The sequence below is a fragment of the Cognatishimia sp. SS12 genome, assembly GCF_028369055.1.
Taxonomy (GTDB): Bacteria; Pseudomonadota; Alphaproteobacteria; order Rhodobacterales; family Rhodobacteraceae; genus Cognatishimia.
In genome coordinates, this window is the sequence record NZ_JAQNCZ010000004.1 from 54052 (window position 1) to 73592 (window position 19541).

Here is a 19541-nt window from a genome sequence, read left to right on the forward strand (position 1 = left end):
TGGAATTTTCTATGTCGACTGCATCTATCTGTGTCTTTTGCGGCTCACGTTCCGGGGCGAAACCAGAATATCACGCGGCGGCTACGGCGCTGGGCGCTGAAATCGCCGCTGCCGGGTGGCGGCTGGTCTATGGCGCGGGCGACATCGGCCTCATGGGGGCCGTGGCCCATGGCACCCAGGATGCGGGCGGCGATACGTTTGGCGTCATCCCTGAACATCTGCTGCGTCGCGAGGTTGGCAAGACCGACCTCACCCGGTTTATCGTCACGGAAAACATGCATGAGCGCAAAAAGCTGATGTTCATGAACTGCAACGCGGTGGTCATGTTGCCGGGCGGGGCCGGGTCACTGGACGAATTCTTTGAGGTGCTGACCTGGCGGCAGCTGGACCTGCATGAGAAACCCATCGTACTGCTGAATATCGCCGGATACTGGGACCCGCTGATTGCGCTGTTGGATCATGTGATTGCACAGGGCTTTGCGGATGCCTCCCTGCGCGATTTCATCACCATCGAAGACAGCGTGGAGCGCGCGGTTGCGACCCTGACCCGTCTGCTGTGACGCACATCAGTGCGGCTGGCTGAGCGCGGTCATCGCGTCGGGCATCTGGGCCTCCGGATTGTTTTCAAACATGGTGCCCACGGTGCGGAACACCGTGAGGCGATCCAGCAGTTCGGCGTTAGAGGATACGCCGACTTTCTCATAGATCATCTGGATCTGATTGCGCACCGTCTTGGGCGAACGCCCGGACGCCTCGGCAATCGCCGCCACATTCTGCCCGGTCAGCAAGCCTTTGCAAATCTGCGCCTCCCGCGCGCTGAGATCAAAGACATCTTCCAGCAAAGCGGTGTTGACCGCATCCTGCACCGATTGGCCGACAAAAATCGCAAACATCTGCTCATCATCCAGCAGGTGGCGATCAATGGCGCTGGCGTCGCGCATCGACGGGCGAAATGGCGAAATCGCCAACATCAGCGGCGTGTCGCTGGTGTCCACGCGCAAGCCGCTTTGCACCAGGTCGCGGCTGGTTTGCGAAATCTTGTGATAGAGATCCGCAGTGTCATATCCGTTTGTCAGCTTTAGCGCGCCGTTCTGGGCAACTTGAAACGGGTCAGAGCGGCCAAGGATCTGCCGCCCGGCTTTGTTGGCAAAGAGGAATTTGCCCTGCACATCGGTGACGAGCATGGGCAAAATGATCCCATCAAAAAACCCGGTGAACGCCTCGGTCGCGCGTTTGGCCAGCGCCAAGGCCCGCGCGAGTTGGCTGGCGCGCACCGCATGGGGCGACAACAGTTTGAGCACTTCAAACAGCGGATCATGCAGCTCGGCCTCAAGATCCGGGTCAGCGGGCAGAGGAAAGCCAAGAAACGCGCCCCGATCCCCATTGTGATCGACCTTCAGGTGCAGGGAATTGCGAAAGCCCATGGGCTGCAGAAAATCCGTGTAGCAGCGCGCGTTCAACAGCTGCGCCTCAGGAAAATAGTTCTTGGTGCGCACCACAAAGCCGTTGGGCGTGCGCTTGACCGCCTCGGCGATGGTTTCGCCAATTTCATTCTTCATGTTGAACTCAAAGGGCGATGGGAAAATCGGCGTCTGCCCAGCATTGACATATTCCGGCAACATCGTGTCGCCGTCATAGCCCCACGCCAGCGCGCCCACACCGGGAAACATTTTGCGGATGGTGGTCAGCAGGCCTTTCCATTGCACGTCTTCAAAGGCGGAGTCGTAAACAACCCCGATCAGCTCCGAGAGCTCCTCCGGTGAAAAAATTGGTTTGGCCATGGGGCATTTTACACAAATTGCGGCCATGTCTCATGGGCAAAATTACCCAAAGCAAAATGGGGCAGCTTGCTCAAGCGCGCAGGCTTGGGTCTCGACATACTCAGGATCAACCAAATCAGGGAGATCACGATGACCGCCAAGACTGCCATGGCCCAGACGCCAAACGCGCCTTTTGCTGCCCCAGGCACCGCAATCGCCCAAGGTCCCATTCTGGCCCTACAGGCCGCCCGGACACGGCTGGTCTATCGCTTATCGCGCCACTTTGGCCTGCCGGTCATTCTGCCCGGCCAATGGTATATGTGATGCACAAAAAAACGCCCTCTCGCTTGAGAGGGCGTTTTCACATCAGATTTCGATCCGCAAATTACAGGCGGGACGCGACGTTTTCCCAGTTGACCAGGTTGTCCAGGAAGTTGCTGAGATAGGCCGGACGTTTGTTGCGGAAATCGATGTAATAGGAATGTTCCCAAACATCACAGCCCAGCAGCGCGGTCTGACCAAAGCACAGCGGGTTCACGCCGTTTTCGGTTTTGGTCACCTTCAGGCCACCATCGGTGTCTTTGACCAGCCAGGCCCAGCCGGAGCCGAACTGACCTGCGCCAGCGGCAGCAAAGTCATCTTTGAATTTCTCGACAGAGCCAAAGCTCTCAACAATCGCTTTTTCCAGCTCACTCGGCATTGCGCCGTTGTTCGGGCCCATCATTTCCCAGAACTGGTTGTGGTTCCACAGCTGCGAAATATTGTTGAAAATGCCGTTTTGGGCGACCGCACCCTTGTCATAGGTGCCAACGATGATCTCTTCCAGCGATTTGCCATCCCACTCGGTGCCGGCGATCAGCTTATTGCCGTTGTCGACATAGGCCTTGTGGTGCAGGTCGTGATGGTATTCCAGCGTCTCTGCGGACATGCCGTGCGCAGCCAGAGCGTCATGTGCATAGGGAAGATCGGGAAGTTCAAAAGCCATGATGGCCTCCTCAGTTGGTTCGTGCGGTCTCTGGGTCACAGATGTGAGTTTTTGCGCCCCAAGGTCAAGGGCTAAGCCCAAGAAACCCGGGGAAAGCGAAGTTTTCGAGTGTTTTTCTCGGAAAATGGCACCTGCGCATGCGACAGGTTGCGCCGATCACCTGTTTGGCCCTTTCTTGCGGGCGGCACAGGGTTTACATGAAGGGGAGTTTAAGGATTACCAAGATGCTGTTCTGGATCATCTCTTTGGGTTTGGCTGCGATCATCAGCACCCTGCTGGCCATCACCCTGTTGCGCGGGCGCAGCGGCGATCTGGCCCCGGCGGCCTATGACCTGAAGGTTTACAAAGATCAGCTGAGCGAGGTGGAGCGCGACCTGAAACGTGGTGTGATCCGCGCAGAGGACGCAGCGCGCCTTAAGACCGAGATTTCCCGCCGCATCCTTGGCGCAGACGCCCAATTGCGCAGCGAAGCGGATCCAGACGGCAAGGCCCCAAGGATCAGCACATGGGCCGCCGTGGCCTGCGTGCTGTTCATGACCGGCGGCGCGGCTGTGACCTATGCCATGATCGGCGCGGCGGACTACCCGGATATGCCGCTGCAAACCCGCATCGCCGATGCGGCAGAACGTCTGGAAAATCGCCCCCCTCAGGCCGAGGCCGAAGCGGCCCAGCCCGCCCCTGTCCCTGCCGAGGTCGACCCGGAATTTCTGACGCTGATGGAGGAGCTGCGCCGCAAAGTCGCCGCCCGCCCGGATGATCTGGAAGGGCACCGGCTGCTGGCGCGCAACGAAGGCAGCCTTGGCAATTTCAAAGCCGCCTATCAGGCGCAAGAGCGGGTGATCGCGCTGCGGGGCACCGCGGCCAGCAGCGCCGATTACGTGCAGCTCGCGGACCTGATGGTGCGCGCAGCCGGTGGCTATGTCTCGCCTGAGGCGGATCAGGCGCTGCGCGCCGCGCTGGAGCGTGACCCAGAGAACGGATTTGCCCGCTATTACACCGGCCTGATGCTGACCCAGACCGGCCGCCCCGATCTGACCTTCCGCATCTGGAGCGCCCTGCTGGAGCGCGGCCCCGAAGCGGCCCCCTGGATCGCACCCATTCGGGCACGCATTGATGATCTGGCCTGGATTGCGGGTGTCAACTACACTGCCCCGGACCCGCGTGGCCCCAGCGCCGAAGATGTGGCCGCTGCCGAAAGCCTCGATGCGGAAAGCCGCGCCCAGATGATCAACGCCATGGTTGCCGGTCTGTCAGAACGGCTCGCCTCTGAGGGCGGCAGCCCCGCCGAATGGGCGCAGCTGATCGTCGCGCTGGCGGTGCAGGGCCGTTCTGAGGACAGCCGCGCCATCTGGCAAGAAGCGCAGGACACATTTGCAGGCAACGCCGATGCGCTTGCCATTCTAAGCGAAGCCGCAGCGCGCGCAGGACACGAGCAATGACGCAAATCATCGAAAATATCACGGATGCCCCTGAGGCCCTGCCCCGCATGCGCGCGCTGATGGGGCTGGATCTGGGCACCAAGACCATTGGCGTGGCGGTCTCTGACGGGCTGCAAACCGTGGCGACACCGCTTGAAACCGTCAAGCGCAAGAAATTTGGCGTGGACGCGGCGCGCCTGCTGGAAATTGCCAAGGGCCGCGACATCGGTGGCATCATTCTGGGCCTGCCGCTGAACATGGATGGCAGCGAAGGGCCGCGCGCGCAATCCACCCGCGCCTTTGCGCGCAACCTCACGGCGCTGACCTCGCTGCCGATCCTCTTCTGGGATGAACGCCTGTCCACCGTCGCCGCCGAACGCGCCCTGCTTGAGGCGGATACTTCGCGCAAACGCCGCGCTGAGGTGATCGACCACGTCGCGGCCGGGTACATTCTGCAAGGGGTGCTCGACCGGCTGGCGCATCTGCGCAGCTAGAGCGGAGGTCACATGAGCAAAGAGAATGACCCGATCTGGCAGCGCGATGAAATCGACTCGCCCTGCATCAATATCTGCGTGATCCACCGCGCGGCGGGCATCTGCACGGGCTGCTATCGCACGCTGGATGAAATCGCTGAATGGTCGCAGATGGCCCCCAAGGCGCGTAAAGACATCATGCAAGATCTGCCAGAGCGCGCGGCGCTGCTGAAAAAACGCCGCGGCGGGCGCAAGGCACGGCAGCGCGACTGAAGTTTTATCGCTCGACACAAAAAAAACGGCGCATCCGTGATGCGCCGTTTTTTTGACTTTCGCTTATCTACGCAGCTTAACTGATGCTTGCGTAGCGGGTGTCCATGTCGTCCACGGTGATCACCGCCACGTCTGCCTCGGTGATGGAGCCAAAGGCCCCCGCCACACGGGCAACAAGCACGCCATCGGCATAGACCAGCGCTTCGTCCGGGTCGCCCTCGGCAAAGGTGATGTCGCCGGTTGCCGCATCATCGACAATCACGGTCAGCACATCTTCGCCCGCGGCGAAATCGGTGATCACCGGCGCTTCGGTTTCTTCAACGTAGGTGCCGGTGATGAAATCATCCGCGCCCAGACCGCCAGTGACAGTGTCGCCGGAACCGGCCCAGAGGATATCGGCCCCTGCACCACCATCGATGGATTCCGCATCCGAAACATCGCCATTGGTGATGTCATCGTCGGTGTCAAAATAACCAACAATCACATCGTCGCCCTCGCCACCATCCATGGTGTCCGCGCCCTGCATACCCAGAATGGTGTCATTGCCTTCATCGCCGCTCAGCTCATCGTCACCGACGCTGCCCCAGATGAAGTCATTGCCAGAGCCGCCGCTGATCACGTCGTCATTGGCCCCGCCATAAAGCGCGTCATCGCCGCCACGGCCAAAGATGCTGTCTTCGCCGGATTCGCCAAAGATCGTATCATCGCCGCTGTTGCCGACAACTGAGTCATCACCAGTGCCGCCCAGCACGCCATCATCGCCGCCCGAGGCGCGAATGGTGTCATCGCCGGGTCCGCCGTCGATCAGATCGTTGCCGGTCGTGCCATCAATGCTGTCGGCACCAACCGTACCTGTGATTTCCGTGTCAAATTCGATGCTGTCATCGTCATCATCGTCGTCGCCGCCAGCACCGTCAACGGTGTCGGTGCCACCGCCTGCGCCATCCACTGTATCGGTGCCATCGTCGTCTCCGCCGTCGTCGTCACCGTCATCGTCGTCATCATCGTCACCACCACCGGCACCATCTACGGTATCGGTGCCATCATCGGTGGTATCATCCATGTCGTCGTCATCATCCTGATGATCAAAGTAAATGAATGATCCAATGGCCAGGAAGCCGAGCAAAAGAAACAGTTCCATAGCGGAATACCTTCAACAAAATTCTATCCAGAGGAGAAATAGGCGAAATTAAGGCAAATATGAACGAAATTCTTGCAATGTATGCGGGAAAGAAACGATCAGCGGATTTCGCAACAATTGTTGGTTGATTGGGGTCAATGCCCAGCCCGTTGCGATTAATAACCCAAAGCTTTGCGCAGCATATTGAGCGCCACAAAGATCAAAAACACCGCAAAGATTCGCTTCAGCGGTTTGGGATCCAGCGCATGGGCCAACCGCACGCCCCAAGGCGCTGTGATCAGCGTCATTGCGATGACAATGCCAAAAGCCCCAAAATTCACCGCGCCCAGCGTCAATGGCGGGCGGTTTTCCGGCGCAATGGGCACCATCAGAAAACCGATGACCCCCGGCAGGGCGATGATCAAGCCAAAGCCCGCCGCCGTTGCAACAGCGCGGTGGATCGGCACGCCATAAAGCGTCATGATCGGCACCCCAAAGCTGCCGCCACCGATGCCCATCAGCACCGACAGAAACCCGACAATTGGGCTGAGGATCACGCGCACCGCCCCTTGGGGCATGGCCGCACCGAGCCGCCATTCACTGCGGCCAAATCCCATGTAAAGCCCAATGCACACGCCCAAAACACCAAATAGCCCCTGCAATGTCGCTGAGCGCAACTGCGCCGCCAGCGCCACGCCCAGAAAGGCCCCGATCACAATTCCGGGTGCCCAACTGCGCAGGATCTGCCAGTCAACCGCGCCTTTCTTGTGATGGCTCAACACGGAGCGGGTCGAGGTGACAATGATGGTCGCCAATGAGGTGCCAAGGCAAATCTGCATCAACTGCGGCCCATCATAACCCAACGTCTGAAGTGCGTAGAAAAACGCTGGCACCAGCACGATGCCGCCACCTACCCCCAGCAGCCCGGCCAGCACGCCCGCCACGCCACCAATGATCACGAGCAAAGCCCCCATGGCCAAGAGCAGGGAAAGATCTGGCATAAAGTGATGTCCTATATTGGGATTATTGCGCGGCGTATCCGGCGACACTTTGCTGTACTTGCGCCAGCGCCTCAAGCACCAATTCTGGCCCCGCGCCGGGTTTGGACACACCTTCAGAGAGCGTGCGCCGCCAGATCCGCGCGCCAGGTCGGCCCGTGAACAGCCCAAGCATATGCCGCGTCACCTGATGCAGCTTGCCCCCGGCGCTCAGATGCGCCTCAATATAGGGCAACATGGCCTGAACCGCGCCCTCTGCGGTGGTTTGATAGGGGGTTCCATAAATGCGCCGGTCCGCCTGCAGCAGCACATTGGCCGGATCATGATAGGCCGCGCGGCCAATCATCACGCCATCCAGACCCCGCTCCAGATGTGGCATGGCGGCGTCCAAGGTCTGAATGCCGCCGTTGATTGAAAGGTGCAGATGCGGAAACTCTGCCTTCATCTGGTGCACCAAATCATAGTCCAGCGGCGGGATATCGCGATTTTCTTTCGGCGACAGCCCCTTGAGCCAGGCCTTGCGCGCATGCAGCGTAAACCGGGTGATGCCGCGCGCCGAAACGGTCTCAAGGAACTGCGGCAGCACCTCGGTCGGCTCCTGATCGTCCACCCCAAGACGGCATTTCACCGTCACCTCGACATCGACGGCATCCTGCATGGCAGCAACGCAATCCGCGACCAGCTGCGGCTGTTTCATCAGGACCGCCCCAAAGGTGCCCGATTGCACCCGATCGGACGGGCAGCCAACATTCAGGTTGATCTCATCATAGCCCGCCGCCGCGCCCATCCGCGCCGCCGCCGCCAGCTCTGCCGGGTCCGAGCCGCCCAGTTGCAAGGCAACCGGATGCTCCGCCGCGTCATAGTCCAACAAATGCACCGCCCCCCCGCGCACCAAGGCGGGGGCCGTCACCATTTCGGTATAAAGCAACGCCTCGCGCGACAGCAGCCGATGGAAATAGCGACAATGGCGATCAGTCCAGTCCATCATCGGTGCAACGCTTAGACGTGCCGCGGTGCGGATCGGGGTTGTGTCGAAGGGATCGGCGGTCGGCTCCATGGGGGGTCCTGCGATTTGGCGGCGAGGCATGCAAAGTTCAGCGCGGCGTTTAGCATTGTTTGGGCCATAATGACCACACCTGCTGAAAGAGTCACCTTGCGCGGGCCGCCCCCCTGCCCCTTGCTTGCGGCGCGGGGCTGCACTAGCTACGCTGGCAGAAGGGCCAAACGGCGGCAGGCGAGCGGATAATCATATGAGCAAGAGCTTTGAACCCACCCCAGCGGCGTCAAGAGCGTTTCGCGATGCATTGGGCGCATTTGGCACCGGCGTCACCGTTGTGACCGTCGCCACCGAGACGGGCCCGTTGGGCATGACGGCCAATTCCTTCAGTTCGCTGTCGCTTGATCCGCCGCTTATTCTCTGGGCACCGGCGAAAAATTCGCTGCGGTTGCCGCATTTTCAGGCTGCTGAGCATTTTGCCATTCATGTGCTGCATTCGTCACAGCGCGCGGTTGCCAAGGCCTTTGCCGCGCAGGGCGACAGTTTTGATCTGGTGGACTGGGAGGAGAACGCCGAGGGCGTTCCGGTGCTGCAGGATTGCCTTTGCAGTTTTGAATGTCGCCGCGTGGCGGAATATGAGGGCGGTGATCATCTGATTCACGTCGGTCAGGTTGCCCGTGTGCGCCATCATAGCGGCCGCCCGCTGATTTTTGCGCAGGGCGGTTTTGGGAAGTTTTCGCCAATCGGCTGAAGTCGCCCGATAGCACCGCGCCGAATCATGCCTGGCCGGTCAGCACCGGCGAAATGTGAACAATCACCAAGCCGACCATGCATTGAACCTGCGCGGCGAACAATACGTTAACCAAGCCAGAAACTCGCCCGTCCCCATCGGGCTCGGCCCAAGGCGATCCTGAATGTTCACCGACGGGAAACAATCGATTGTCCTGCAGGTTTGGATTTGGCGCGGAACTGCGTAAAACCAGCGAAAAACAGCGCGCGCAGAACGTTGGCCGCGCAGGACTGTTTCCAAAATGAACACCAATTCAGGGCCGTGCCAGCGGCGGCGGCGCAGTACCTTGGTCACAACGCTGTGTGAATTCGACCGCGCGCCGCTTTGGGCGTTTCCCAAATTCCTGCGCAAAGGTTAATACTAGGCTGTTACTTGTATGGGGTCGCGCCCGGCTCCGCGCGTGGGGATGCAGCGGAGAGAAGGCAAAGTGGGGATTTTGCCCTGGAGACGCGACATGTGTGTGTATGAATTTGTGGCGCGGCCATCTGCTGCGCGAGAGGGTTGAACATGACCGATGAAACTGAAGTGATCTGCTTTGCGCAAGACACGATGATTGCCACCATTTCCGGCGAGCGCAGCGTGCAAGGCCTGCGCGAGGGCGACAAGATCATCACCCGCGACAATGGCCTGCAGGAAATTTGCTGGATTGGGCATAAAACCGTGACCTTGGCGGATAAGCCCAAGCTGCGCCCGATCCGCATCAAGGCGGGCAGCCTGGGACACAACCAGCCTGAGCGCGATATCTATGTATCGCCCAACCACCGGATGCTGATCGCCAATGACACCACGTCGCTGCTCTTTGACGAACGCGAAACGCTGGTCGCTGCCAAACACCTGGTGGGGCGCGATGGGGTTGATATCGCTGAGGCCACAAGCGTCAGCTATTATCACATCCTGTTTGAAAACCACGAAGTTGTCCTGGGCAACGGCGCATGGTCCGAAAGCTTCCAGCCTGGTGATTATTCCATGGACACGCTGGAAGATGCTCAGCGACGCGAAATCTATGGCCTGTTCCCAGAGCTGAAAGACAGCGCCGCACTCGGCGGCTATGCGGCGGCGCGCCGGTCGCTCAACAAAAAAGAAGCGGCGCTGCTGCGCCACCACTGATCACCGGCCAACGTGCGGAAGATTAGGACAGTGAAGGAAAGCGCCCCATGGGGCGTTTTTTCTTGCGTGCGGCCAAATCACAGCTAGCTTCGCAAGACACAGGAGCCTCGCAATGACCTTGACGGAAATCTTGACCTTTGCCTTTGTCGCAAGTCTGCTGGTGATGTCCCCGGGCCCCAATGGGCTGTTGATCGCCAAGACGGTGCCAACCTCGGGCCGCGCAGCCGGATTCGCCAATATCGCAGGCTTTGTCAGCGCATTTTTCGTGCAGGGCACGCTTAGCCTCTTGGGTTTGGCGCTGATCTTGCTGCAATCGGCCGTTGCCTTCGCGGTGGTGAAATATTTGGGGGCGGCCTATCTGTGCTGGATCGGCCTCAAGGCGCTGATCGCCGCCTGGCGCGGCGACGTTGCACAGCAGGCCGTCAGCCCAGCGAAACGCCGGCGCACGCTGTGGCGCGCCTATGGTGAGGGTTTGTTGACCAACCTGCTGAACCCGAAAACCGCGATGTTCTATTTGGCGGCGTTTCCACAGTTTATTTCCGCCAGCGACACGGGCCCTTGGGCCGCCTATCACCTGATCGCCGTGCACAGCCTGATCAACGGCCTGTGGTTTGGCGCAATGGTTCTGTTATTTGCGCAGCTCAGCAAAGCGGCGCAGAGCGGCGCATTTCAGCGCTGGCTTAAGGCGATAACGGGCGTGATTTTCATCGGCTTTGCCGCCAAGCTTGCGAGTATGCGCGCCGCCCTCTGACGGCGCGCCAGAGCTTACCGGGGCTTAGGCCAGCGTGGTGACTTCGATCTCGATCCGGTATTTCGGATCAATCAGGTTACATTCAATCATCGTGGCCGCCGGAGGGTTTGCGCCGAAGGCCTCGGCCAGGATCGGCCAGCAGGGTTCAAATTCGGCTGCGTCCGGCAGGTAGTAATTGACCCGCACGGTTTTTTCGAGGCTGCTGCCTGCCTTTTCCAGCGCGGCTTTGATGGTGTCCAGCGCAGCGCGGCACTGCGCCTCAACCCCGTCGCCCTGCCCGACGGTGCCGGCGACATGCACAAAGCCCCCGGCCACAACCGCACGGCAATAGCCAATTTTGGCTTCAAACTCGCCGCCGGAATGAATGCGTTTGATCATGATATGCTCTCCATAAAAAAACGGCGCGGTAAATACCGCGCCGTCAAAGCCAGATCTGTGATTTTAGCCCGCTGAGGCCGATCCCGCATCGGCATCCGCGTGGATCATGAGGGGGGCCGCCTCGCGTGTCACCGCTTCTTCGTTCACCACAACCTCGGTCACGCTGTCCTGACCGGGCAGGTCAAACATCGTATCCAGCAGGATATCTTCGAGGATGGAGCGCAGGCCCCGCGCGCCGGTCTTGCGTTCAATCGCGCGTTTGGCGATGGCGGCCAGCGCATCTTCGGTAAAGGTCAGCTGAGTGTTCTCAAGCTCAAACAGGCGCTGGTATTGTTTGACAAGCGCATTTTTCGGCTCTGTCAGAATGGTGACCAGCGCATCTTCGTCCAGATCCTCAAGCGTTGCCAGAACCGGCAGACGACCAACAAATTCCGGGATCAGGCCAAATTTCAGCAGGTCTTCCGGCTCCAGATCCTGGAAAATCTCGCCAACGCCCCGGTCATCATTGTCGCGCACATCCGCGCCAAAGCCCATGGCAGAGCCCTTGCCGCGCGCGGCGATGATTTTGTCCAGACCCGCAAAGGCCCCGCCGCAGATGAACAGGATATTCGTGGTGTCCACTTGCAGGAATTCCTGCTGCGGATGCTTGCGCCCCCCCTGTGGCGGCACCGAGGCAACCGTGCCTTCCATCAGTTTCAGCAGCGCTTGCTGCACGCCTTCGCCCGACACGTCGCGGGTGATCGAGGGGTTTTCCGATTTGCGAGTAATCTTGTCGACCTCGTCAATATAGACGATGCCGCGCTGCGCCCGTTCCACATTGTATTCAGAGGACTGCAGCAGCTTCAGAATGATGTTTTCGACATCTTCGCCAACGTAGCCCGCTTCGGTCAGCGTTGTCGCGTCGGCCATGGTGAATGGCACATCCAGAATGCGTGCAAGAGTCTGGGCCAGCAAAGTCTTACCGCAGCCGGTCGGACCGATCAGCAGGATGTTGGATTTCTGCAGCTCGATATCACCGGTCTTGGCCGAATGATTAAGCCGCTTGTAGTGGTTGTGCACCGCCACCGACAGCACCCGTTTGGCCACGGCCTGCCCGATGACATAATCATCCAGCACAGTGCAGATTTCTTTTGGCGTGGGCACCCCTTCGGAAGATTTCAGGCCGCTGGCCTTGGTCTCTTCGCGAATGATATCCATGCACAGCTCAACGCATTCGTCACAGATGAATACTGTCGGGCCAGCGATCAGCTTACGCACCTCATGCTGACTTTTGCCGCAGAAGCTACAGTAGAGGGTGTTTTTGCTGTCACCACCGGAATTCGTCGCCATGTTCTACCTTTCAGGCCTCACACCCATTTGCTGATGTGTTCTACACCAGATCATCTCTGCGTTTGCCCCAGCTTAGCGAGGGGCAAAACCGTGTACAATCTCAAAGTGACCCCCAGATTAACGCCGGGGGCCGCGCCGCTTACTTGGCGTCTTCGTCACCAGATTTGCGGGTCTCGACGATTTCGTCGATCAGGCCCCATTCTTTGGCGTCTTCAGCCGACATAAAGTTGTCGCGTTCCAGCGCATCCACCACAGTGTCAAGTTTCTGGCCGGTGTGTTTGACGTAGATGTTGTTCAGGCGCTGTTTGAGCTTCTGGGTATATTCGGCGTGGATCATGATATCCGTCGCCTGCCCCTGATAGCCGCCCGACGGCTGGTGCACCATGATCGAGGAATTTGGCAGGCTGAAGCGCATGCCCGGTTCACCCGCAGTCAACAAGAGCGACCCCATTGACGCCGCCTGCCCTACGCAGAGCGTGGACACTTTGGGTTTGATGTACTGCATCGTGTCATAGATCGACAGGCCCGCTGTCACAACGCCACCGGGGGAATTGATATACATCGAAATTTCTTTGGACGGGTTTTCCGCCTCAAGGTGCAAGAGCTGCGCCACGATCAGCGACGACATGCCATCATGCACCGGACCGTTCAGAAAAATGATCCGCTCTTTCAGAAGGCGTGAGAAAATATCATAGGCACGTTCGCCACGGCTGGTCTGTTCAACAACCATGGGCACGAGGTTCATATATGTCTCAATTGGATCTTTCATTTCGCCTGCCTCTCGCTCTGGCCAACCCCTGTGATCGGCGCTTACCAGAGTCTTAGTTGCGCGCTCGGGGAGCTGCAAGAGCAGGCGGCGATTTTCCGGCACATCTGCACGGCACCCCACGCAAATGTGCACGGCGAAAGCGCTTTGTTATTGCGCAAATTGGTGGCAGTCTTGCGGCAGAATTCGCTTTTAACAGCAGGACAGCCCATGCGTAGCTATGACGAGATTTTTGCAATCGCCGCAGACCGCAAAGGCGGCGCGGAGGCGCTAGAGGCGCAGCTGGGCTCCCCCCTGCCCGCCACCGATCTGGCGGCCATTCCAGAAGACCGCTGGCTGGCGCAGATGACCAAATGCATCTTTCAGGCCGGTTTCAACTGGAAAGTGATCGAGGCCAAATGGCCCGGCTTTGAGGCGGCATTTCACGGCTTTGACGTCAACCGATGTGCGTTTCTGAATGACGAAGAGTTTGATGCGCTGCTTTCCAACAAAGATGTCGTGCGCAATGGTCAGAAACTGCGCACGGTGATCGACAACGCAATTTTCATTCAAGAGCAGCGTGCAGAGGGCGGCATTGCCCAGCGCATCGCCGATTGGCCATCAGAAGATTTCATCGGTCTGCTGGAGCTTCTGAAGAAAGACGCCAGCCGTTTGGGCGGCAACAGCGCCTGCTACATGCTGCGCTTTATGGGCAAAGACAGTTGGATCTTATCGCAGGACGTGACGGCACGCTTGATTGCCGAGGGTGTGATCGACAAACCTGCCAGCAGTAAAACTGCGCTGCGCGCGGTGCAGGCCGCGTTTAATGACTGGATGGCGCAATCCGGTCGCGGCCTCACCCAGATCAGCCGCACCCTAGCGATGAGTGTCTGATATGCCCGCCACCACCACCTATGCCCTGATCATGCTCGCTGCCGGGATTGGCATTCCGGTACTGGCGGCGCTGAATGCGGCGCTGGGTCAATATATCGCCTCGCCCCTTGCGGCGGGCGTGGTTGTCTTTGTGGTTGGCTTAGTGATCAGCGGCGCGGTGGTGCTGGCCACCGGCGAGGCCAGCCATCTCGCCAAATTGCCCTTAGCGCCCAAGCATCTGCTTTTGGCCGGGGCGTTCATGGCGTTTTACGCCATCACCATCACCTTTGTGGCCCCAAAATTCGGCGTCGGCAACGCGGTGTTCTTTGTGCTGCTCGGCCAGTTGATCTCGGCCGCCGCCATTGACCACTTTGGCCTCTTTGGCGCGCAGCTCTCGCCCATTTCACTGACCCGCGCGGCAGGTATCGGCGTGATGGCTGTTGGCGTCTGGCTGACGCAGATGGCTTAAGATTGGGCTGAACTGCTGAGTCCTGCGCGTCCAAATGTGGCTCCGCAAACAAGGCAATCATTGACGCAAGTGACATTCTCCCCCTCAATTGGCTGTGACCGCCAAAAAAAGAGGAAACGACTATGTCTCTCCATTTAACAGGCCTCGCGTTGCTCATGGGCGCGATTATTTCGATTTATCTCCCAATGATCACGCAATCAGCCAAGATACTTGGCTCCGGTCCCATGGCAAATGTTCCATTCTTTGCGATCGCGCTCATCTCTTCCATCGCAATTGCCGTCGCATCCGGCAGCCGAACTGAACAGTTTCAAAAGATCGGAACATTGCCGATCTGGCTTCTGTCTGCTGGCGTTATGAGCGCGGGAATGATCATTGGGTCCAGCTTTCTGATCCCGAAGATTGGCATAGGCTCCTTCTTTGTCATGCTGGTTTCAGGCCAGGTCATTGCAGGCCTCGTGTTCGGGTATTTTGGTTTGTTTGGCGTTCCAGCCAGCGCACTTTCGGTTGGAAAAATCCTTGGCGCATGTCTTGTGATCGCCGGTGTTTACCTGGTGACGTTCAAGTAGCTTGGCAAGCAGCCAGATTTCAATCCGGTCTCTAGACCGCGTTGCGCCAATGTTGCGGCCGTGTCAGGCCCAAGCAGCCCGATACCGATACGGGCCAGCCTTGGGCTCGACCGAGCGCGCGCTACACCTTTGTGAATTCCATCCGGTAGACGACTTCTTCGCCGGTCTTGGGGTCGATACCGGGCGCACCGCTGATCACCAACCTATCCCCTTCGAGTACAAAGGGACGCGAGAGATCGCCATGCCAATTTGGGTTCCAAGACCCGTCAACATGATGAATGACGCGATCTTCTTTGAGCGTATAAGAGGCGACATAGGCAAGCATGTCGTCAAAAAGCTGGGCTTTTTCACCCTCAGTCCACCCCTCTTCGCCCGAGGTCGGGCGATCACGCCGAAACACCGTCGCCATCATCCGCCCGTCTGCATGATAGGCAATATAACCAATCGGATCAGGCCCCAATGCATCGGTAATTTCACCTGTTGCCACCGATTGGCGCGTCCATGCATGCATTTTCCACGACCCGATCAAAGCGCTTTTGTCCATAATCCCCCCTTAAAGCATCGCCGCTGAGGCAGCACCCCATGAGCCTAGCCGAGCTTCCGCTGGAGTTAAGGAGAAAATTCAAGGCCCAGCAACGCGTTCTTTTTTGTGCTGCTCGGCCAGCTGATCTCTGCCGCCGCCATTGACCACTTTGGCCTCTTTGGCGCGCAGCTCTCGCCCATTTCGCTGACCCGCACAGCCGGGATTGGCGTCATGGCTGTGGGGTCTGGCTAACGCAAATCGCGTGAAGCGCGTTCGCCGGCAGGCGGACGGTCAAGATCGGTTAACTGAAAGGCTGCACCGCGGACGGAGCGGGCTTTCGCTGCGTTTGCGCGAACCGCCGAATTTGGGAGCAAACCTAGCGGAACGGGATCAACTTCCAGTCGCGATTACTGCGCCGATTTGGCTGATGCCGTCCAAAGTGGGTTCGACTTCTGAGACATGGCATTGACGCTACCGACACATGTCGGTAATGGTGCTGTATGCGAACACGTCTATCAAAATCCAAGCGACGAGAGGACATCCTGAGGAAGGCCCGCCAGCTCTTTTTAGAGCAGGGGCTGGCCGACACCGAGATGGAAGACATCCGTCTGGCATGCGGGGTCTCACGTGGGGGGCTATATCATCACTTTTCAAACAAGCGTGCCGTTCTCGATGCGGTGGTCGAGGGCGACGTCGCCGGTCTTGCGGACGCACTGAATGTCGACGGCGCTTCGCCGATCCTCGTTTTGCTTGAGGTCGGATCGAGCCATCGCGGTGCCAATGCCGGTGTTCTCTCGGCCCTTCAAACGCCGGAGGAAAAGCTGGACTATCTTTCCTCACTTGAGCAGGCATTCTCATCAATCCTAATGGACGCCTTAGTTGCACGAATGGGTGAATTCGTCCGCAACGACATCAACGCCGAACACGTGGCTGAATTGTTCATGACAATTAACACACACATCAACAGACGCGAAATCCTGGGACAATGGTCAAGCGCTCAAGCTGCAGGATTTGCTGCCACATCGCTGGAGGCTTTGGCTCCTCTACTGCAGTCTCCTGAAGAACTCGCTCCGATCATCGCGGACCTCAAGCATAAGGCCTCATCCTGATGGTACTCGTTCAATTTCTGGCACTTACCTTTGCCATTTCACTCGCGGGATTTGCCTGCATCTTCTTCATACCCGCCGCACGCTCTCCTGAAAGCGCAATCGGGCTTCCCTTTTGGTTGATTATGGTCTGGGGCCCTTCGCTGGCGGCCATTCTGCTTAGTCTGCGTGACGGTCAACTCATAGACCTCTTGGGACGGGCCGTGAAACTCTCGACGATCCCGCCCGTTGCCTGGGTGCTTGTTATCGCACCGCTGGCTCTTTTGCTTGTGATGCGCCCCTTCGCGCCGGATGGAGCAGAAAAACTAGGCGCGGGCCTTCTTGTGGCAATGATCGGATTCAACTTGATACTCGGACCGCTCGGCGAGGAGCTTGGCTGGCGGGGATACTTCCAAGATGGCCTCAATCAGAATATCGGATGGCTTGTAGCGTCGCTGATGATTGGCGTGATCTGGTTCGTTTGGCATTTGCCACTTTGGACCATTGATTCACCTCATGCCCAGATTGCATTGCCGCTCTATGCAGGGCATGTGATGTGCTACGCTGTAATCATTGGCGCGGTCTACACACTGTCCGGCGGCTCCATTTTGCCCGCAATCCTGATCCATCTTACAGTAAACATCGCAGCAAACTTGGCCATTTTCGCCGGATTCCGTGATCCGAATTCATGGTTCAGTTCTAGCCTTTTACCATACACAGTAATCGCCGTGGTTGCGGTCGGATTGGTGTACCTTCGGACGGGTCAAACCGGTTTGAAGTGGCTGGGTGTTTGATTTCAGCCGGCCCTGGAATCTCACAGGGCAAGCAGCCATTCGAGCAGTCTGCAGCATCCGGAAAAATGGGCTCAAATCGGACGTTCGCATAGGTCCATTTCCCTAAACTGGTCAGCTTCTATCCCACCTAACACTCACACGCCCGCAACCAGCACCCCTTCTTGCATCCGTACGGTGCGGTCCATGCGCGCGGCGAGGTCTAGGTTGTGGGTGGCAATCAGCGCTGACATGCCGGTGCTGCGCACCAGCGTCATCAAAGCCTCAAACACCCGATCAGATGTGCCCGGATCAAGGTTGCCCGTCGGCTCATCCGCCAGCAGCAATTTCGGCTCATTGGCCAAGGCGCGGCAGAACGCCACCCGCTGCTGCTCCCCGCCTGACAATTCTGCCGGACGATGGCTCGCGCGGTCTGCCAACCCGACGATATCCAGCAAGGACAAGGCCCGGGCATCCGCCGCCTTGCGATCCACCCCATTGGCCAGTTGCGGCAAGATGATGTTTTCTGCAGCGGTAAACTCTGGCAGCAGATGGTGGAACTGATAGACAAACCCCACATCCTGCCGCCGTGCTGCGGTGCGGCGACGGTCTGACAACGCTTGCGTGTCTTGTCCGGCAATCTCAACCGCACCGCTGTCGGCGCTGTCCAGCAGCCCAGCGATATGCAGCAGGGTGGATTTGCCCGATCCAGAAGGGGCCACCAGCGCAACCACTTCGCCGGTTTTCACGGTCAGATCACAGCCGCGCAGCACCTCGACCGCGTTTGGCTGGCCTTTGTTATAGGCTTTGGTCACTCCGGACAGGCGCAAAACATCATTCATAGCGCAGGGCCTCCACCGGGTTCATACGCGCGGCGCGGCGCGCGGGGAAAATTGTCACCACAAACGACAGCCCCAGCGACAGCGCCACAGCTTTGATCACATCCTCGGCGCGCAACTCGGCAGGCAACTGGTAGATCCCGCGCACCGCCGGATCCCACACCCCGCCCCCCGCGACGTAGTTCACAAAGGAAAACACCTGATCAATATAGATCGCAAAGAGACAGCCAAGCGCGACGCCAAGCGCCGTGCCAATCACGCCGGTAAACGCGCCGCAGATGAAAAACACCCGCAGCACCGACCCTTCGGTCAGCCCCATGGTGCGCAGGATGCCAATGTCGCGCCCCTTGTTTTTCACCAGCATGATCAAGCCGCTGACAATGTTCATGGCGGCAATCAGCACAAGGATCGACAGGATCACAAACATCACGTTGTCTTCAATCTCAAGCGCACGCAGAAAACCGCCCGAGGCATCACGCCAGGTCCAGACCAAGGCCCGCTCTCCGCCCGCGCGGATCAGGTCAATCGCCAAGAGGTCAACCTCCTCCGGCTCTGCCACCATCACCTCAATCTCATGCGCGACGCCTTCGGCATTAAAAAAGCTCTGCGCTTCCGCAAAAGGCAGATAGACGCGCGTACGGTCAATGTCATAACGCCCGGCGGTAAAGACATAGACCACCTCATAGCTTTTGACGCGTGGGCTGGTGCCAAAGGCGGTTTTGACCCCATTGGGGGAAATCAACTTGATGCGGTCCCCCACCGAAGCCCCCAACTCACGCGCAACGCCCGACCCAATGGCAATACCTTCGGCAAAGCGGCTGATGTCGCCATCGGATGTCTCGGCGCGGGCCACACGCGGGATGGTCATCAGATCGTCCAGCGTGATGCCAAAGACCTCAACCCCGGCGTTGCTTTGGCGCAGGTTTGCCATCACCTGGCCTTTGATCAACGGTGCGGCGCGGGTCACGCCGTCAACGGCGCGCAACCGCTCTGCCATGGCCTCATAATCGTGAATGGTCCGGTCCAGCCTGCCGCGCGCGGTGACTTCCGCGCTCTGATAGACTGTCACATGGGCGTTTGACCCAAGAATGGTATCGACAAATTCGGTGCGAAAGCCCGAGCGCACCGCCAAGGTCGCGATCAGCGCAAAGACCGCCAGCGTGATGCCAACAAGGCTGATCCAGGTCATGACTGATACGCCGCCTTCGGCGCGCCGCGCGCGCAGATAGCGCCAGGCAATCATCCACTCAAATTTCGAAAACGGGGCTGTGCCTGCCATATCTGCTCCGGCG

General features: G+C 58.9%; 25 protein-coding genes. 14 read left to right on the top strand and 11 right to left on the bottom strand.

The window, feature by feature from the left end; all coding sequences use genetic code 11:
- Nucleotides 1-11 precede the first annotated feature (11 nt).
- On the top strand, nucleotides 12-560 hold the full coding sequence (locus tag N6L24_RS09650) for a TIGR00730 family Rossman fold protein (protein ID WP_271844474.1): 549 nt from the start codon (nucleotides 12-14) through the stop codon (nucleotides 558-560).
- 6 nt (nucleotides 561-566) lie between these two features.
- On the opposite strand, the gene N6L24_RS09655 is transcribed toward N6L24_RS09650, so the two are convergent.
- Nucleotides 567-1781, bottom strand: a complete 1215-nt coding sequence (locus N6L24_RS09655) for a LuxR C-terminal-related transcriptional regulator (RefSeq protein ID WP_271844475.1) — start codon at nucleotides 1779-1781, stop codon at nucleotides 567-569.
- Nucleotides 1782-1910: 129 nt separating this feature from the next.
- Here N6L24_RS09655 and N6L24_RS09660 point away from each other — a divergent pair, with 129 nt between their 5' ends.
- A complete protein-coding gene (locus tag N6L24_RS09660; RefSeq protein ID WP_271844476.1) occupies nucleotides 1911-2084 on the top strand; it encodes a hypothetical protein in 174 nt (57 codons plus the stop codon).
- A 61-nt stretch (nucleotides 2085-2145) separates the two neighbouring features.
- Here the strand turns inward: N6L24_RS09660 and N6L24_RS09665 are convergent, their stop codons facing one another.
- A complete protein-coding gene (locus N6L24_RS09665) occupies nucleotides 2146-2745 on the bottom strand; it encodes a superoxide dismutase (RefSeq protein ID WP_271844477.1) in 600 nt (199 codons plus the stop codon).
- A 224-nt stretch (nucleotides 2746-2969) separates the two neighbouring features.
- Between N6L24_RS09665 and ccmI the strand changes: the two genes are divergently transcribed.
- From ccmI to N6L24_RS09680, 3 genes are read left to right on the top strand one after another with little or no spacing between them, the layout of a single operon-like run.
- Nucleotides 2970-4184 (top strand): c-type cytochrome biogenesis protein CcmI, encoded by a 1215-nt coding sequence (gene ccmI, locus N6L24_RS09670; RefSeq protein ID WP_271844478.1) that lies wholly within the window; start codon nucleotides 2970-2972, stop codon nucleotides 4182-4184.
- Nucleotides 4181-4657, top strand: a complete 477-nt coding sequence (gene ruvX, locus N6L24_RS09675) for a Holliday junction resolvase RuvX (RefSeq protein ID WP_271844479.1) — start codon at nucleotides 4181-4183, stop codon at nucleotides 4655-4657. Before ccmI ends, ruvX begins: the two co-directional genes overlap by 4 nt.
- Before the next feature lie 12 nt (nucleotides 4658-4669).
- Entirely contained in the window at nucleotides 4670-4909 is a 240-nt protein-coding gene (locus N6L24_RS09680; RefSeq protein WP_271844480.1) for a DUF1289 domain-containing protein, read from the top strand.
- A gap of 76 nt (nucleotides 4910-4985) precedes the next feature.
- Here N6L24_RS09680 and N6L24_RS09685 read toward each other — a convergent pair whose 3' ends face one another.
- The 3 genes from N6L24_RS09685 to dusA form a co-directional block, all read right to left on the bottom strand.
- The gene (locus N6L24_RS09685) at nucleotides 4986-6050 is read right to left on the bottom strand and encodes a calcium-binding protein (RefSeq protein WP_271844481.1); all 1065 of its coding nucleotides are present in this window, start codon (nucleotides 6048-6050) and stop codon (nucleotides 4986-4988) included.
- 155 nt (nucleotides 6051-6205) lie between these two features.
- Nucleotides 6206-7030, bottom strand: coding sequence for a sulfite exporter TauE/SafE family protein (locus tag N6L24_RS09690; RefSeq protein WP_271844482.1), 825 nt, complete (start codon nucleotides 7028-7030; stop codon nucleotides 6206-6208).
- A 22-nt stretch (nucleotides 7031-7052) separates the two neighbouring features.
- Nucleotides 7053-8084 carry a tRNA dihydrouridine(20/20a) synthase DusA gene (dusA, locus tag N6L24_RS09695; protein WP_271844483.1) on the bottom strand — a complete coding sequence of 344 codons (1032 nt, stop codon included), beginning with the start codon at nucleotides 8082-8084 and terminating at the stop codon, nucleotides 7053-7055.
- 193 nt (nucleotides 8085-8277) lie between these two features.
- Between dusA and N6L24_RS09700 the strand changes: the two genes are divergently transcribed.
- The 3 genes from N6L24_RS09700 to N6L24_RS09710 all read left to right on the top strand — a co-directional run bounded on the left by N6L24_RS09700 (nucleotide 8278) and on the right by N6L24_RS09710 (nucleotide 10672).
- Nucleotides 8278-8775 carry a flavin reductase family protein gene (locus tag N6L24_RS09700; RefSeq protein ID WP_271844484.1) on the top strand — a complete coding sequence of 166 codons (498 nt, stop codon included), beginning with the start codon at nucleotides 8278-8280 and terminating at the stop codon, nucleotides 8773-8775.
- A gap of 546 nt (nucleotides 8776-9321) precedes the next feature.
- A complete protein-coding gene (locus N6L24_RS09705) occupies nucleotides 9322-9921 on the top strand; it encodes a Hint domain-containing protein (protein ID WP_271844485.1) in 600 nt (199 codons plus the stop codon).
- 112 nt (nucleotides 9922-10033) lie between these two features.
- Complete coding sequence (locus tag N6L24_RS09710) at nucleotides 10034-10672, top strand: LysE family translocator (protein ID WP_271844486.1); 639 nt, start codon at nucleotides 10034-10036, stop codon at nucleotides 10670-10672.
- Nucleotides 10673-10696: 24 nt separating this feature from the next.
- On the opposite strand, the gene N6L24_RS09715 is transcribed toward N6L24_RS09710, so the two are convergent.
- The 3 genes from N6L24_RS09715 to N6L24_RS09725 all read right to left on the bottom strand — a co-directional run bounded on the left by N6L24_RS09715 (nucleotide 10697) and on the right by N6L24_RS09725 (nucleotide 13148).
- Nucleotides 10697-11050, bottom strand: a complete 354-nt coding sequence (locus tag N6L24_RS09715) for a RidA family protein (RefSeq protein WP_271844487.1) — start codon at nucleotides 11048-11050, stop codon at nucleotides 10697-10699.
- A gap of 63 nt (nucleotides 11051-11113) precedes the next feature.
- Nucleotides 11114-12379, bottom strand: a complete 1266-nt coding sequence (gene clpX / locus N6L24_RS09720) for an ATP-dependent Clp protease ATP-binding subunit ClpX (RefSeq protein ID WP_271844488.1) — start codon at nucleotides 12377-12379, stop codon at nucleotides 11114-11116.
- Between the two features lie 139 nt (nucleotides 12380-12518).
- Nucleotides 12519-13148, bottom strand: a complete 630-nt coding sequence (locus N6L24_RS09725) for an ATP-dependent Clp protease proteolytic subunit (RefSeq protein WP_271844489.1) — start codon at nucleotides 13146-13148, stop codon at nucleotides 12519-12521.
- Nucleotides 13149-13355: 207 nt separating this feature from the next.
- Between N6L24_RS09725 and N6L24_RS09730 the strand changes: the two genes are divergently transcribed.
- From N6L24_RS09730 to N6L24_RS09740, 3 genes are all read left to right on the top strand, one after another.
- On the top strand, nucleotides 13356-14018 hold the full coding sequence (locus N6L24_RS09730; RefSeq protein ID WP_271844490.1) for a DNA-3-methyladenine glycosylase I: 663 nt from the start codon (nucleotides 13356-13358) through the stop codon (nucleotides 14016-14018).
- A gap of 1 nt (nucleotide 14019) precedes the next feature.
- Nucleotides 14020-14466 (top strand): DMT family transporter, encoded by a 447-nt coding sequence (locus N6L24_RS09735; RefSeq protein WP_271844491.1) that lies wholly within the window; start codon nucleotides 14020-14022, stop codon nucleotides 14464-14466.
- Nucleotides 14467-14588: 122 nt separating this feature from the next.
- Complete coding sequence (locus N6L24_RS09740; RefSeq protein ID WP_271844492.1) at nucleotides 14589-15032, top strand: DMT family transporter; 444 nt, start codon at nucleotides 14589-14591, stop codon at nucleotides 15030-15032.
- 121 nt (nucleotides 15033-15153) lie between these two features.
- Here N6L24_RS09740 and N6L24_RS09745 read toward each other — a convergent pair whose 3' ends face one another.
- Nucleotides 15154-15576: a lipocalin-like domain-containing protein gene (locus N6L24_RS09745; RefSeq protein ID WP_271844493.1), complete on the bottom strand. Its 423-nt coding sequence runs from the start codon at nucleotides 15574-15576 to the stop codon at nucleotides 15154-15156.
- A 105-nt stretch (nucleotides 15577-15681) separates the two neighbouring features.
- Here N6L24_RS09745 and N6L24_RS09750 point away from each other — a divergent pair, with 105 nt between their 5' ends.
- The 3 genes from N6L24_RS09750 (at nucleotide 15682) to N6L24_RS09760 (ending at nucleotide 17434) form a co-directional block, all read left to right on the top strand.
- Entirely contained in the window at nucleotides 15682-15807 is a 126-nt protein-coding gene (locus N6L24_RS09750) for a DMT family transporter (RefSeq protein WP_271844494.1), read from the top strand.
- A 248-nt stretch (nucleotides 15808-16055) separates the two neighbouring features.
- Nucleotides 16056-16664, top strand: a complete 609-nt coding sequence (locus N6L24_RS09755; RefSeq protein ID WP_271844495.1) for a TetR/AcrR family transcriptional regulator — start codon at nucleotides 16056-16058, stop codon at nucleotides 16662-16664.
- Nucleotides 16664-17434, top strand: coding sequence for a CPBP family intramembrane glutamic endopeptidase (locus N6L24_RS09760; RefSeq protein WP_271844496.1), 771 nt, complete (start codon nucleotides 16664-16666; stop codon nucleotides 17432-17434). Before N6L24_RS09755 ends, N6L24_RS09760 begins: the two co-directional genes overlap by 1 nt.
- Before the next feature lie 134 nt (nucleotides 17435-17568).
- On the opposite strand, the gene N6L24_RS09765 is transcribed toward N6L24_RS09760, so the two are convergent.
- Entirely contained in the window at nucleotides 17569-18252 is a 684-nt protein-coding gene (locus tag N6L24_RS09765; RefSeq protein WP_271844497.1) for an ABC transporter ATP-binding protein, read from the bottom strand.
- On the bottom strand, nucleotides 18245-19528 hold the full coding sequence (locus tag N6L24_RS09770; protein WP_271844498.1) for a lipoprotein-releasing ABC transporter permease subunit: 1284 nt from the start codon (nucleotides 19526-19528) through the stop codon (nucleotides 18245-18247). The genes N6L24_RS09765 and N6L24_RS09770 overlap by 8 nt, the downstream gene beginning before the upstream one ends.
- Between the last annotated feature and the right edge of the window lie 13 nt (nucleotides 19529-19541).

What these genes read in the sequence shown, in the direction of transcription:
- N6L24_RS09710 (WP_271844486.1), top strand. Translation starts at nt 10,034, where the DNA reads ATGACCTTGACGGAAATCTTGACCTTTGCCTTTGTCGCAAGTCTGCTG.
- ruvX (WP_271844479.1), top strand. Translation starts at nt 4,181, where the DNA reads ATGACGCAAATCATCGAAAATATCACGGATGCCCCTGAGGCCCTGCCC.
- N6L24_RS09660 (WP_271844476.1), top strand. Translation starts at nt 1,911, where the DNA reads ATGACCGCCAAGACTGCCATGGCCCAGACGCCAAACGCGCCTTTTGCT.
- N6L24_RS09655 (WP_271844475.1), bottom strand. Translation starts at nt 1,781, where the DNA reads ATGGCCAAACCAATTTTTTCACCGGAGGAGCTCTCGGAGCTGATCGGG.
- ccmI (WP_271844478.1), top strand. Translation starts at nt 2,970, where the DNA reads ATGCTGTTCTGGATCATCTCTTTGGGTTTGGCTGCGATCATCAGCACC.
- N6L24_RS09765 (WP_271844497.1), bottom strand. Translation starts at nt 18,252, where the DNA reads ATGAATGATGTTTTGCGCCTGTCCGGAGTGACCAAAGCCTATAACAAA.
- N6L24_RS09665 (WP_271844477.1), bottom strand. Translation starts at nt 2,745, where the DNA reads ATGGCTTTTGAACTTCCCGATCTTCCCTATGCACATGACGCTCTGGCT.
- N6L24_RS09740 (WP_271844492.1), top strand. Translation starts at nt 14,589, where the DNA reads ATGTCTCTCCATTTAACAGGCCTCGCGTTGCTCATGGGCGCGATTATT.
- N6L24_RS09745 (WP_271844493.1), bottom strand. Translation starts at nt 15,576, where the DNA reads ATGGACAAAAGCGCTTTGATCGGGTCGTGGAAAATGCATGCATGGACG.
- N6L24_RS09730 (WP_271844490.1), top strand. Translation starts at nt 13,356, where the DNA reads ATGCGTAGCTATGACGAGATTTTTGCAATCGCCGCAGACCGCAAAGGC.
- N6L24_RS09770 (WP_271844498.1), bottom strand. Translation starts at nt 19,528, where the DNA reads ATGGCAGGCACAGCCCCGTTTTCGAAATTTGAGTGGATGATTGCCTGG.
- N6L24_RS09705 (WP_271844485.1), top strand. Translation starts at nt 9,322, where the DNA reads ATGACCGATGAAACTGAAGTGATCTGCTTTGCGCAAGACACGATGATT.
- N6L24_RS09755 (WP_271844495.1), top strand. Translation starts at nt 16,056, where the DNA reads ATGCGAACACGTCTATCAAAATCCAAGCGACGAGAGGACATCCTGAGG.
- N6L24_RS09685 (WP_271844481.1), bottom strand. Translation starts at nt 6,050, where the DNA reads ATGGAACTGTTTCTTTTGCTCGGCTTCCTGGCCATTGGATCATTCATT.
- N6L24_RS09735 (WP_271844491.1), top strand. Translation starts at nt 14,020, where the DNA reads ATGCCCGCCACCACCACCTATGCCCTGATCATGCTCGCTGCCGGGATT.
- N6L24_RS09715 (WP_271844487.1), bottom strand. Translation starts at nt 11,050, where the DNA reads ATGATCAAACGCATTCATTCCGGCGGCGAGTTTGAAGCCAAAATTGGC.
- clpX (WP_271844488.1), bottom strand. Translation starts at nt 12,379, where the DNA reads ATGGCGACGAATTCCGGTGGTGACAGCAAAAACACCCTCTACTGTAGC.
- dusA (WP_271844483.1), bottom strand. Translation starts at nt 8,084, where the DNA reads ATGGAGCCGACCGCCGATCCCTTCGACACAACCCCGATCCGCACCGCG.
- N6L24_RS09680 (WP_271844480.1), top strand. Translation starts at nt 4,670, where the DNA reads ATGAGCAAAGAGAATGACCCGATCTGGCAGCGCGATGAAATCGACTCG.
- N6L24_RS09650 (WP_271844474.1), top strand. Translation starts at nt 12, where the DNA reads ATGTCGACTGCATCTATCTGTGTCTTTTGCGGCTCACGTTCCGGGGCG.
- N6L24_RS09690 (WP_271844482.1), bottom strand. Translation starts at nt 7,030, where the DNA reads ATGCCAGATCTTTCCCTGCTCTTGGCCATGGGGGCTTTGCTCGTGATC.
- N6L24_RS09725 (WP_271844489.1), bottom strand. Translation starts at nt 13,148, where the DNA reads ATGAAAGATCCAATTGAGACATATATGAACCTCGTGCCCATGGTTGTT.
- N6L24_RS09760 (WP_271844496.1), top strand. Translation starts at nt 16,664, where the DNA reads ATGGTACTCGTTCAATTTCTGGCACTTACCTTTGCCATTTCACTCGCG.
- N6L24_RS09700 (WP_271844484.1), top strand. Translation starts at nt 8,278, where the DNA reads ATGAGCAAGAGCTTTGAACCCACCCCAGCGGCGTCAAGAGCGTTTCGC.